The organism is Spiroplasma endosymbiont of Crioceris asparagi (assembly GCF_964020035.1).
GTDB lineage: Bacteria > Bacillota_I > Bacilli_A > Mycoplasmatales > Mycoplasmataceae > TIUS-1.
Map to the genome: position 1 here is coordinate 148,694 of NZ_OZ026475.1, position 12,496 is coordinate 161,189.

15 protein-coding genes and 3 tRNA genes are annotated in these 12,496 nt (G+C 25.6%); 16 read left to right on the plus strand and 2 right to left on the minus strand.

What is annotated here, in order from left to right; genetic code table 4:
* The first annotated feature begins 10 nt into the window (after window positions 1-10).
* From coaD to AACL01_RS00770, 10 genes are all read left to right on the plus strand, one after another.
* Complete coding sequence (gene coaD / locus AACL01_RS00725) at window positions 11-439, plus strand: pantetheine-phosphate adenylyltransferase (protein WP_339022961.1); 429 nt, start codon at window positions 11-13, stop codon at window positions 437-439.
* A gap of 2 nt (window positions 440-441) precedes the next feature.
* On the plus strand, window positions 442-1,722 hold the full coding sequence (locus tag AACL01_RS00730) for a hypothetical protein (protein ID WP_339022962.1): 1,281 nt from the start codon (window positions 442-444) through the stop codon (window positions 1,720-1,722).
* A 37-nt stretch (window positions 1,723-1,759) separates the two neighbouring features.
* Complete coding sequence (locus AACL01_RS00735) at window positions 1,760-3,361, plus strand: 2-oxo acid dehydrogenase subunit E2 (RefSeq protein WP_339022964.1); 1,602 nt, start codon at window positions 1,760-1,762, stop codon at window positions 3,359-3,361.
* Between the two features lie 36 nt (window positions 3,362-3,397).
* Window positions 3,398-3,473, plus strand: a tRNA-His gene (locus AACL01_RS00740).
* Between the two features lie 85 nt (window positions 3,474-3,558).
* Entirely contained in the window at window positions 3,559-4,695 is a 1,137-nt protein-coding gene (locus AACL01_RS00745; protein ID WP_339022967.1) for a hypothetical protein, read from the plus strand.
* A complete protein-coding gene (locus AACL01_RS00750) occupies window positions 4,688-5,428 on the plus strand; it encodes a hypothetical protein (protein WP_339022968.1) in 741 nt (246 codons plus the stop codon). The genes AACL01_RS00745 and AACL01_RS00750 overlap by 8 nt, the downstream gene beginning before the upstream one ends.
* A 32-nt stretch (window positions 5,429-5,460) precedes the next feature.
* Window positions 5,461-5,685 carry an acyl carrier protein gene (locus tag AACL01_RS00755; protein WP_339022970.1) on the plus strand — a complete coding sequence of 75 codons (225 nt, stop codon included), beginning with the start codon at window positions 5,461-5,463 and terminating at the stop codon, window positions 5,683-5,685.
* A 2-nt stretch (window positions 5,686-5,687) separates the two neighbouring features.
* On the plus strand, window positions 5,688-6,125 hold the full coding sequence (locus tag AACL01_RS00760) for a Fur family transcriptional regulator (protein ID WP_339022971.1): 438 nt from the start codon (window positions 5,688-5,690) through the stop codon (window positions 6,123-6,125).
* A 13-nt stretch (window positions 6,126-6,138) separates the two neighbouring features.
* Window positions 6,139-6,213: transfer RNA gene (locus tag AACL01_RS00765), tRNA-Trp, on the plus strand.
* Window positions 6,214-6,246: 33 nt separating this feature from the next.
* Window positions 6,247-6,321 (plus strand) — tRNA-Trp (locus AACL01_RS00770).
* A 55-nt stretch (window positions 6,322-6,376) separates the two neighbouring features.
* Here AACL01_RS00770 and AACL01_RS00775 read toward each other — a convergent pair.
* Window positions 6,377-7,228 (minus strand): DegV family protein, encoded by an 852-nt coding sequence (locus tag AACL01_RS00775; protein ID WP_339022973.1) that lies wholly within the window; start codon window positions 7,226-7,228, stop codon window positions 6,377-6,379.
* Between the two features lie 2 nt (window positions 7,229-7,230).
* Complete coding sequence (locus AACL01_RS00780; protein ID WP_339022976.1) at window positions 7,231-8,085, minus strand: DegV family protein; 855 nt, start codon at window positions 8,083-8,085, stop codon at window positions 7,231-7,233.
* Window positions 8,086-8,142: 57 nt separating this feature from the next.
* Here AACL01_RS00780 and ytpR point away from each other — a divergent pair, with 57 nt between their 5' ends.
* The 6 genes from ytpR to tyrS are packed head-to-tail and all read left to right on the plus strand — an operon-like array spanning window position 8,143 to window position 12,496.
* Entirely contained in the window at window positions 8,143-8,709 is a 567-nt protein-coding gene (gene ytpR, locus AACL01_RS00785) for a YtpR family tRNA-binding protein (protein ID WP_339022977.1), read from the plus strand.
* Window position 8,710: 1 nt separating this feature from the next.
* Window positions 8,711-9,757: a nicotinate phosphoribosyltransferase gene (locus AACL01_RS00790; protein ID WP_339022978.1), complete on the plus strand. Its 1,047-nt coding sequence runs from the start codon at window positions 8,711-8,713 to the stop codon at window positions 9,755-9,757.
* A gap of 7 nt (window positions 9,758-9,764) precedes the next feature.
* Complete coding sequence (locus tag AACL01_RS00795) at window positions 9,765-10,376, plus strand: hypothetical protein (protein ID WP_339022980.1); 612 nt, start codon at window positions 9,765-9,767, stop codon at window positions 10,374-10,376.
* 32 nt (window positions 10,377-10,408) lie between these two features.
* Complete coding sequence (locus AACL01_RS00800) at window positions 10,409-10,762, plus strand: hypothetical protein (RefSeq protein WP_339022981.1); 354 nt, start codon at window positions 10,409-10,411, stop codon at window positions 10,760-10,762.
* A 14-nt stretch (window positions 10,763-10,776) separates the two neighbouring features.
* Window positions 10,777-11,259 (plus strand): hypothetical protein, encoded by a 483-nt coding sequence (locus tag AACL01_RS00805; RefSeq protein WP_339022982.1) that lies wholly within the window; start codon window positions 10,777-10,779, stop codon window positions 11,257-11,259.
* Window position 11,260: 1 nt separating this feature from the next.
* Window positions 11,261-12,496, plus strand: a complete 1,236-nt coding sequence (gene tyrS, locus AACL01_RS00810; RefSeq protein ID WP_339022983.1) for a tyrosine--tRNA ligase — start codon at window positions 11,261-11,263, stop codon at window positions 12,494-12,496.

Consider the following 12,496-nt stretch of genomic DNA (forward strand, 5'->3'; position numbering starts at 1 on the left):
AAGGTGACATATGAAAAAAGCAATATATGCAGGCACATTTGATCCATTTCACGAAGGCCATTTGCAAGTTTTAAAACAAGCAATGGAAGTGTTTGATCTAGTCTATGTAATCATTGCTAAAAATATTAACAAAAAAGTATCAACCTCAGCACTTGAAAGAAAACAAAACATTGAAAAAATAATAGATAATCCTAAAATAAAAATTTTAATTAATGAAACTAATCTTATTGCAGACATTGCTAAAGATTTAGGTGTAAAATTCTTAATTAGAGGTATTAGAGATAAAACTGATTTAGAATATGAATTTGAGATAGCAGATGTAAATCATATTCTAAATAAAGAACTAAAATCAATTTTTTTTATAACATATGATGATAAAAGAAAAATATCTTCTTCAAAACAAAAAGAAATTGCGTTTTTTCAAAATAAAAAGGAGTAACAATGAAATTAACTAGAAATACCGAATTTTCATTAAAATTTACAATTTTGATAATTTTAGTAATGTTTTTGGTAATTGACTTTTTTTCACAATTTTATTTTCCCAAGAAAAATCTAGTTGGAATTCCAACAATGGAAAGATTGAATATTTACTATGCTTTTTGAACAACCCAAACAAATTATATTGTTTTGGTTTATTTAATACTAACTGTTTGTTCTTCACAATTTTATGGAACTAAAAAATTATTTGGTTTAGATTTAGCTGTAACAATTTATATTACAATTACTTTTATAGTTTTTTGATTTGGGTTAGTTTTATCTAGTAGTGAGGCGGGCGCTTATAGACCAATTAATTGATTTACAACAGTTATCCTTCACTTAGTTATTCCATGAATTATGATTTTTACATTTTTAAATTCTTGTGGAAGTAGATATGTTAATTTAAAAGAATTTTCAAAATTTGGTCTAGGTGCATTATGTGCTTATCCAATATTTTATTTAATTTTTATATTAATAAGAGGATATTTGAGATTTCAAATGTTTGGGCCAGATTTTTACACTCATATTTATAGTAGTTATGGACCTCAATCTTGATGAAATTATAATATTAATAATGAGGAACAAGCAAAAGCCTTTGGGATATTAAACTATAAAAAACCATTTTCATCACAAATGTATTACCCATATTGATTTTTAGACATAAATTCATATGTATTACGTCATCAAAATAGCAATGGTGATTGAATAGTTGATTTTGATCATAGTAGACCAAGAATTCAATATATTTTAACTACAGTTGTATGTGTTTGTTTAATTACACTTTCTGTTATTGGGTTATGTGCAATAAATTTAAAAATTAATAATAAAAAATACTATAGTTGACATGATTTACGTGGTGTTCAAATTACCCCAGAAGAACATAAATATCGTAAAATTCAAAGAAAAGTTAGTTTGGTTAAAATGAAAGCAACTAGAAAAGCTGAAAAAACAACTAAAAAAATTGCTATTAAAAATTTTAAACACTCATTAAAATTAATGACTCCAGAAGATAGAAAAATTTTATGAGCAGAACATAAAAAAACAGAACAACAAGTAAGACTTGAAAAAAAATGAAGTGCACAATCTCAAGCATTAAAACTAAAAAATGAAGAGAAAAATTTAAAACAAATTTATAAAAATTTATCACGTAGAGATGTTAACTTTGTTAAAAATAATTTAAGAGAAGCACAGCGTTATCAAAAACTTGTTAAAAAAGGTATTTTAGTGCCAACAACAAAATACTAAAACATAATGTATAATTAAATAAAGCAAGAGGAATCACATGTCTGACAATAAATCTAAATTATTTGAAAAAGATTTAAGAAATAATAAAAGTCGTTTTAGAGATTTGGTAGAAAAAAGAAGAAGCGATTTTTTAGCACAAGAAGATTACGAAGAATTTGTAGAAAAAAAAGTAGATTCACAAGATTTTTTAGATGATGATGGTAAACCTAAAACATTAAGAAATGTTATTGATAAAAGAATGCAAGATTTTAAAGAGGGCACTTTAGAATTAGATGATGATTCAACAAAATATAGTAAACAACTAGAAACTAGTAATTCAAGTGATCCACAAACTGATACAATAATTTCTAAAATTTCTAAAAAACCAAAAACTGATCGTACTTATGCTGAAAAAAAGATTATGAGTTTTTATGATCGTGAAGAAGCTGATCGTATTTTAAATGATGCACGTGTGAATAATAGTAATATCAATAATCGTAAAAGAATATATGAATCACAAAATGGTGGTACAAAAGAGATAATTGAAGAAATTGGTGGTGTTCAAATTCCAATTCATTTTTTAAGAGAATCGAAAACAATTGACCCTAGAACTGGCAGAGTAGTTAATATAAAATTTAAAGACACACCAGATGGTCGTGATGATTTTATTAAATGATTAAAATTAAAAAATATCTTTCATTTATATAAAGATAAATTAAGTGACATCAAAATTGAAAAACAACAACAACCTGATGAACAACAAATCAGAATGCCTTCACCAATTTCAACTATCAGATTTAAAAAAGAAGAAATTCATGAAATTGAAGAAAGTGAATTACCTGAAAAAAACTTTGTTGAAGCTCCATCTGCTATTGATGAATTGGCACAATTACGTAGAGAAGTACAAGAACTAAGAACACAGGTTTTGGAAAACACAAATGACTTTAATGACATTAAAGAAGATGTTGTTGATGATTTATTTTCATTAGAAGATGAAGATTTTTCTGAATCTAAATCAAATAGATTAATTAAAAAAATTGATACTAAAATTCCAGATGTTGTTGTTGAAGAAGTTAATATTTCATCAATTTTTAAAATTAAAAACGAAATGAAAGAAATTGGAAATAATAAATTTGTATTTTCAACAATGGCCTTTGTAATAAAAGCAATTTCATTAGCATTAAATAAATATAAAATTTTTAATTCAAATTTTAATTCTAATTATGGAACTGAAATTTTTGAAGAACAAAATATTGGTTTAGTAATTGATTATGAAGGAAATACTTTAGTGCCTGTTATTAAAAGTGTTGAAAATTTAACAATTAAAAATATTGCAAAAGATATTTCAAAAATTACTGCAGAAATTAGGGGAGAAAAACATATTTATCCAGAAGAACCAACAATAACAGTTGCTAACTTTGGACATCTAAATGCAATTGCATCATTAAAAATTCAACCAAATAATTCAGCTGCAATTTCTTTAGGTAAAGTGGTGAGAAAAGAAATTCATGACAAAAATAAAAATCGCATTTTAAATGTTGCTACTTTAAAAATATCATTGACATATGATCGCAGAATTTGCGAGCAAAATGATGCTAAAGCATTTTTAAAATTAGTCAAAAATTTCCTTGAAAAACCACAACTTTTAACATTATCATAAATGCTTGTAGTATAATTACGAGTGTTTATTAATATGGCGTATGTGGCGAAGTGGTTAACGCATCGGGTTGTGGTTCCGACATACGAGGGTTCAATTCCCTTTATACGCCCCATAAAGAAAAACAAGCGAGCAATCGCTTTTTTTATTTCGTCAACAATTTATTACAAAAATACACGATGTAAAAAATGGAGGCAATTATGGATATACAAATTAAAAGTCCACTTAATAAAAATAATGATCCTAAAATTTCTGAACAATATGATTTCGTTGGTTTAGATGTAATTTTTTTTGATTATAAGTTTAATGTTGATGGAAAAGAATTTTATAAATTCTATTTCAGACCCAATTATCGTTGTGATGCTTCATATGGTGTTGAGACATTAAATCCTTATTTAACATCATTTGCATTAAATACAAATGATGGATTAAAAACTCTTAAAAATGACATAACAAATAAAAATTATTGAATAACAAAAGAACAAACAACATCATGTATGGATTTTTATGGAACACAATATTGAGAGTGTGCAAAAATACCAATCAAAGATTTAAATGATTCTAAAATCAATTTAGAATATAAATTACAAAATCAAGAAAGTGGTAATGTTTTTAATGGAAAACTAACTTTAAATACAAACAAACAAATTAATAGAACTAAATTAAAACCTGGAGAAAAATACGGTTGAAAAGTTCCGGGAGTAATCAGTTTATTTGTAAAATGGTCTAATGAAAGTGAAGAAGGTGTATGTTATTCACTTGTTGATGAACAATTTAAATTTTTAAATGTTCTTGATGATTATAGTTTTCAACTAAACAAAAAATTCTTGTTTAAAAAATTTCAATGTTATTTTGATACTAAACATAACCCCGAGTTACTATCATTAATTAATGCATTCTTAAATGAAGGAATAGCTAAAAATAATATAACAAAGTTTAATTTTAATGATAATGAAGACAAAAAATATTATGAAATAATTAAACCGGAATTAGAAATTAATAAAGTCAAATCTAATTACCAATACAATTTAAAATTTAAAACAAAGTTTGATTTTTCTAAAAAGTTAGTTAAAACAGATAAGGATGGTGAAAACGGAATAATTAGAAATCCATATTTTAAAGGAAAAGTTGATTTAACTTATGAAATAGACATTGATGATATTTTATTTGCATTTACTAAAAATTGAATTGAAGATAAAGAAATTGACAAAATGTTTTTAAAAACAGAAAACAAAAAAAATTTAATAAACTCTAAATTTATTAAATGAAAACTAAAAGATATAGATAAAATTAAAAAATTTACATTTAAAGAATTTGAGGATTACTTTAATGAATAAAAAAATAAAAATAGTTTTGTCAATTTTATTAATTTTATCAATTGGAAGTGGATTTACATATTTTGCTTATAGATTTATCTATGTTAATTATTTTTCAAATAAAATGAATTATAACCATAAGACAGAACCAAATTCTGATTCAGATCCTGATCCCAAACCAAATCCAAAACCTAAACCCAATCCTGATCCCAAACCAAATCCAAAACCTAAACCCAATCCTGATCCCAAACCCAATCCACAACCTGATAAAATTAACCTAGAAAATATTATCTTAGTAAAAGAAATTGGTTATCAAGATGATTTAACAAATTTAGAATTAATTAAAGCAGTACGGGAAAAAAATATTAATTTAAATATAAATTGAGTAAAAATTGAATCATTAAAAGATAGTCAATTTTTCATAGTACCGACTACTAATGGTCAATATTATTCAAAACATGAAATAAAAATTACATTTATTAATGGGATGAAAGTTCCTGATTTTGGAAAAGAAGATACAAATATTAAATTTACAATGACAGAAAAAAGTGAAATGTTAAGAAGAGTAGAGGGAAATTGAAATATAAATATAGAAGAATTTCAATTTATTTTTTTTAAAAAGTTTTTAAATTTGTTACCAACTAAAAGTAATCAAGGACTTGAATTTTCATATGATGACAATTTTAATACAAGAATAGCATGTGCAACTTATGAAGGAAAAACTAAAAAATTTATATGAACTTATAAGATATAAAATATATAATATTATTAAAAGGAGTATTGTATATGAAATATTTTGAACAAATTAAGGAATCACTAATCCAAAAAGGGGTTTCTGTAGAAATTACTCCAGAATCAATAATTAAAGATTTAGGTATAGATTCATTAGACTTAATGGATTCAATTGTGGATTTAGAAAGTGCTTTAGATATTCAAATTCCTGATGATAAATTGATGGAAATTTCGACTATTAAAGATCTTTTGGAAATTATTGAAACATTAAAAAAATAGTTATGGTAGATGAAAGCATAAAAGATTTTTATTTAAAAAGATTAAAGGAATTGAAAATAAAAATTACTGATTTAAGATTATTGATTATTGATGTTTTAGCTTCTAAAAGTCATTTTAATATAAATGAATTAATTGAAATTTTAAAAACAAAAATAGATAAAGTAAATGTAATGTCAGTTTACAATAATATTGATTTGTTTTTAGAAAAACATTTAATTTATGCAAATACATTTAACGGTAAGTTAATTATTTATGAAGCAATAAAACCATATTTAGTGCACATTAAATGTGATGAGTGTGACAAGATTATTGATTTAGAAGATAAAAACTTAAATGAAAAATTACAATCAACATTTAAGGAATTTTCAAAAAAAACAAACATAGAAATAAATCATTATAAAATTGAAATGCATGGTGCTTGCAAAGAACACAATAAATAATGATTTTATTATTAGGGGTATAGTTCAATGGTAGAACATCGGTCTTCAAAACCGAGTGTTGTGGGTTCGAGTCCTGCTACCCCTGCCATAGAAAAAAGCCGCCGGAGGGCGGTTTTACTATAGGGATGTAGTTCAATGGCAGAACATTAGTCTCCAAAACTAAGTGTTGTGGGTTCGAGTCCTACCATCCCTGCCAAAAAAATAAAAAAGTTAACCACCGCGGTGGTTAACTTTTATTTTTATTATTTAAATTAATTTGATTTTGGTAAAAACATTAAAGCTAGTGAATTAACCCCAGCATGACAAGCAAACACTGATGGTAATTCTTCTTCAACATAGTTAATTTTTTCTTTTATTAATCTTTCTTTAGTAAGTTTATCAAACATTGGTTTTAAAGCTTTAGATTTAACATAAATAACATTATCCATTGACATTTTTTTATCTTTAGCATAGATAATTGCTTTTTGAATTGCAGCATCCATTTTTCTAGTCATTCCGACTCTTTTAGGTTGTGCTCCTCATGCAATTAACACTTTAGTGTTTAATGCTGATAAAAATGATGCCAATATTCCAGTTCCACGACCTGATTTAGCCAATCTTTTAATATCTCCCGGAATAAACATTATTAAAGTTTTTGAATTGTAGTCTTTAATAAAATTAATAACATCATCATGTTTTTCAAGTCCTGCTTGTATTTTTTCATTTAAAGCCAACGCTAAATATTTCATTGTAGATGCTTCAACAGTTTCATCAACTAAAGTGATACGACCATCAAATTGTTTATCTTTTGAAACTATAAAAGCTATTTTTTTCATACTTGATAATTTTTCAGATATTGCTATATGAAAAATGTGTTCATATTCTTTCAACATTTCAGAATATTTGTTTTCTAATTTTCCTTGTGAAGCAAGAGAGGTTGTTACTTTTCCATTTCCATCAATAACTTTTAGTAAGTCATGTTTTTTGGCATTTTCTTTAGTATCATCAAATTCTGTTGTGCCATTCATAACAATTGTTAAGGGAATTAATTCAATATTTGTATCTTTGATTTCTGCTTCAGTTATACCTGAAGAACTATCAATTAAAATACCTATTTTTTTCATCTTTATTTAACCTCAATACCTTTCATTATGGCAAAAACATCTAATCCTACATGTGCTGTAAGAACTGCCGGGATGACAGCGATTGTTCTAACTTCAAAGCCTTGTTTTTTTAGCTCACCTAAAAGATAATTTTTATCATCTTCATTTTGTAGTGATCATCCCATGTCAATTATTTTATTTTCAGTGTCTATTTTTGATACCATTCTAATTGACTCATCAACCGCTTTTTTTCAAGTCCTAGCTTTTCCAGCTTTTTCAATTCTTCCATTTCATTCAAGAATAGGAAATATTTTTAAAACTTTTGCAAGTGTTGCGACACCAGCCCCAACTCTTCCGCCTTTAACAAGTCTTTTTAAACTTTTTACTACAATAAAACCCTTAACCTTTGAGGCAATCTCATCAATCTCATTTTTTATTTTTTCTGCATCTCAACCTTCATTAATTCTTTGTTGAATAATTGTGATATATCTGTAAAGAATTAAAGAAATTCCGTTTGTATCACATACAAATACTCTACCTTTATATTTTTCATCATTTGCCAACATACATAATTTGTCATATTGACCTGATAATCCACTTGAAATTGGTAAATTAATTATGTAATCATAGCTATTTAAAATTTCATCTCATTTTTCTAAAACCATTCCTGGTGGAGTTTGTGAAGTTTTTAAGTCTTCATTTTTTTTAATAATTGCTTCTAATTCTTCTATTTTAAAATTTTCATCATCTTTAATTTCTCTTCCATCTTCTGTTGTTATAAGAAGGGGAATTAAAAATACATTGCTTACGTCAACTGATTCTTTAAGCTTTTGGGGACCGCAAGCTGAATCAACTACTATTGCTATTTTTTTATTCATTATTACCTCGACATAATATATGATTATAATATATATAATATAAAAAGGCACCAAAATATGAAAGTTAATTCAAGTAAAGTTCTAGTTAAATACAATGATTTTTTTAAGACGTTATTTATTTTGTTTTCAGGAAAATCATGAAATCAAATTAAAGAACATAAAAATATGATCATAATGTTAAATGATGATGAAATTGTTGCCATAAATGTTATTGATATAGAACCGTCAACTAATTTGGTTTTATTAGCAAAAAAATTAATTAAAGATAATTTAGGAATTGAAATAAATTTGGAACCTCAATTTGTAGTTGTTGAAGTGATGGAAACTACAATGATTCCAAACACACATTTAACAGTCTGCAAAGTTTTTGATGGTAAGCAAACATTACAAGTTGTTTGCGGAGCTGCAAACGTAAAAAAAGGTATGAAAACAATTTTGGCCACAGTTGGTTCATGAATGCCTAGTGGATTACAAATAACAAAAGGTAAGTTAAGCGGTTATGAATCATTTGGAATGTTATGTTCTGCAAAAGAACTTAACATTAAAAACAAATTTAATGATAAAGGAATTATTGAATTATCAAAAGAAACAGTCATTGGCCAAAATTTAGAGGAGTTAATTTAAAATGAAGTACAAAATAAATTTGGATAAAAGGATAATTGATAATTATTATTCGGCTGACTATTTTAAAAAATCAAGAATTATTGCAAAAAATAATTTAGAAAATAGTATGGTTACTATGCAATGATTTCAAAGACAAAATGATGTTGTTGTTTGTGGATTAGAATTTATTTTTGAAATTTTGCGAATGAATAATCTTGAAGACAAAATTGAAGTTTATGCTTTACAAGATGGCGATCGAGTTAATGAAGGTGAACCAGTGTTAAAAATTACTGGTAAATATGAAGATTTTATTCACTTTGAGGGTTTGTTTGATGGAATATTATCAAGAGCCACTTCTATTGCAACTAATTGTCAAAGAATAAGTCAAGTTGCTAATGGTAAAACAATTCTTAATATGAATGATAGAAATGATTATTTTTTAAATCAACAAATTGATGGATATGCATCTTTTATAGGTGGTATTAAAAATCTTGTAACTGAAGCAGCAACAGAAGTTGTAAGTGAAGAAATTAAAACAACTACTGGAACAATGCCACACTCTTTAATTGCTTTATTCAAAGGTGATTTGATTAAGGCTTTAGAAATGTATAAAAAAGAATTTCCTAATAATAATTTAGTTGCCTTGGTTGATTACAACAATGATGTGATTAATGATTCGTTAAAAGCAGCTCAATCATTTGGAAAAGATTTATTTGCCGTAAGAGTTGATACTTCAAATGCCTTAATTGATAAATCTTTACAAGGTAAAAAAGAAGTAAGTACTGAAAATCATGGAGTAAATTCAACTTTAATAAAAATTTTAAGAAAATCATTAGATGATAATGGTTTTGAACACGTAAAAATTATTGTGTCATCTGGATTTGACGAAGAAAAAATTAGATTGTTTGAAAAACAAAATGTGCCAGTTGACATTTATGGTGTTGGTGAAGCAATCACAAAAAACAAAATTCACTTTACAGGAGATCTTGTTTTGGTTAGTGGCGAAGAACAATCAAAAGTTGGTAGAAAAAATATTAATAGTGATAAACTTAAAAAAATAAATTTATAGGAGAAAAATGACTGTATTTAAAAAGTTCAAATTGTTTTTTAAAAAACCAAATAAAATTTCTGAATACGAAAGATTGGAGAAGGAAAGAATTCCTAACCATGATGCTTTTGATGATGACCCTTTGTTAAATATAGAACCAATATTAGTTGGATCACCAGAAGAAAAACAAAGAGCACAGCAAAATAAAAAAATTATTGAAAAAGTAAAATCTACTCCGACATTAGATGAAAAAATTCAGTTTAAAAAAGTTAATGAAAGTTCCCCACTAAGTGGAATAATTCAAAATGCAAAAAAAACAAATGAACAAAATATTGAAAAAGTTTATCAGTCTAGTGAAACTCAAAAGAAAATGGCACTTATTGAAGAAATCAAAAAAAATGGTGGTGAGATACCAGACTATTTATTTACTGATTTAAGTAAGTCTAATAGTGCAAATTCATATAGACAAAAGGCCAATCAATTAAATAAAAGTTCTTACAATAGTCACGATATTCATGAACAACTTGAAAAGAGACGAAAATTAAGTGAAGAGAATCAAAAACGCTTAAAAGAAAATCCTAATGGAAAACTTTTAAATGTTTTAGTAAATAAAAACCAAAACCAAAAAAATAATAAATAATATATAATTAACTAATAAGAAGAGGTATTCAAATGAATAATTTATTATTTTTATCAGAATCACAAACATTAGAAACTACTGCTAGAATTTTAACAATTGTGTTTTTTGCAATCGCTATAATTGTTATTTTGTATATTGCATTTACCTTTAAGAGAATTGGTTCTGCAGCAAAAAAAATAAATTATTTTTATGAAGATCTAACATATAAGTCAGAAATGTTAAATTCAACAGTTGACTCTATCAACAGGATTTCAAATTATGTTGACTTATTTGATGCCTTAGCAAAAAGAAATGTTAAATCTTGATCAAAAGTTGCAACTCAAAATAAAGATGTTATTTATAAGTTGATTGATAAATTAAGAGATTTTGCAAACTCAGAAGATTAGTGTGGTAATTATTTATGGCGAAAATTGTTAAAAGTCTTGGATTATTTTTTTTAGGAATGATGTTAGCTCCCAAGAGGGGTGTCGAAATACGTGCAGATTTCGTTGATTATTTAAAAAAATATAAACCACAGTTAAAAAAATTAATTGAAAATATTGATGAAGTTTGAGAAAAATCTAATTCAGGTAAGAATGATGAAATTTCTTCTGAGATTGAAATGAAAATTAATGAAATCAAAGAATTAGAAGAAGAATTAGATATTGTAAAAACTAAAGAACTTGCATATAAAATTGTTGAAAAATTAGCAAACAAGTCTTTAAAAATTTCTAAAGATTTAGCAAAGTCAGAAAATATGAAATTGGTTACAAAAGATTTAGCATTAATGAGTGTAAATATTATTGATAAGGCAAGTGATGTATATAATAAATCAAAAACAATTTCTGAAAAAGTTACTGAAGATTTAGCAACAAAATCTGATCAAGAGAAAGAAAAAGAATAATATGAAAAACATTTTAGATGAATTAGAAAAATTAGGTGTTTTAAAACAATTTACTAATAAAAATAAAATTATAGAAGCACAAAAAAATCATAGTGCGATATATTGTGGATTTGACCCCACAGCAGATTCTTTACACATTGGTCATTTAATTCAAATTGTAAATCTTATTAGATTTCAAAATTATGGTTTTAAACCAATAGCATTAATTGGTGGTGCCACAGGGATGATTGGTGATCCATCATTTAAGAGTGCTGAAAGAGTTTTGCTAGATAATAGTGTTGTTAAACAAAACACAAACAAAATTCAAGAACAAATAAAAAAATTAATTCCAAATATTCAAGTTGTAGATAATGCTGAATTTTATAAAAATTTAAACGTGTTAGATTTTTTAAGAGATGTTGGAAAAAGTTTTAATATTTCATATTTATTAAACAAAGAAAATATCGCTTCTAGAATTAGTAATGGTCTAAGTTTTACAGAATTTACATATACATTATTACAAGGATATGATTTTTATAACCTATATAAAGATCATAACTGTATGGTGCAATTAGGTGGTTCAGATCAGTGGGGTAACATTACAAGCGGAATTGATTTTATCGCTTCTTCTGTAATTAAAGATTCAAAAGCATGTGGAATTACTTTTAATTTATTAACAAAAAAAGATGGACAAAAATTTGGTAAATCAGAAAGCGGAACAATCTGAATTGATATCAATAAAACAAATGAATATGAGTTATATCAATTTTTAATTAATCAAGATGATGATCAAGTGGAAAAATTAATTTGTTTTCTAACAACATTAGAATTGAAAGAAATTAAACTTATTATGGACGAACATAAACAACAACCATTTAAAAGATTGGCACAAAAAAGATTGGCTAGTGAGGTTGTGAAATTTGTTTATGGAAAAGAAGCATTACAAAATGCTTTAGAAATATCTGAAGCTTTGTTTAAAGGCAACATAATTGAACTTCCTGAAGACAAATTACTAAAAATTATTAAAACATTTCCTCATCATGAAATCAAAAATGCAAAAACTGTTTTAGAACTACTTGTTGAGACTAGTATTTGTTCATCTAATCGTGAAGCAAGAGAGTTAATTAAATCTGGAGCTATAAGTATAAATAATTTAAAAATAGAAGATAATGAGACTATAATTAATAATATTAAAAAAATAATATCAAAATTTTATATAATTAAAAAAGGTAAAAAAAATTATTATTTAGTTTTTTAA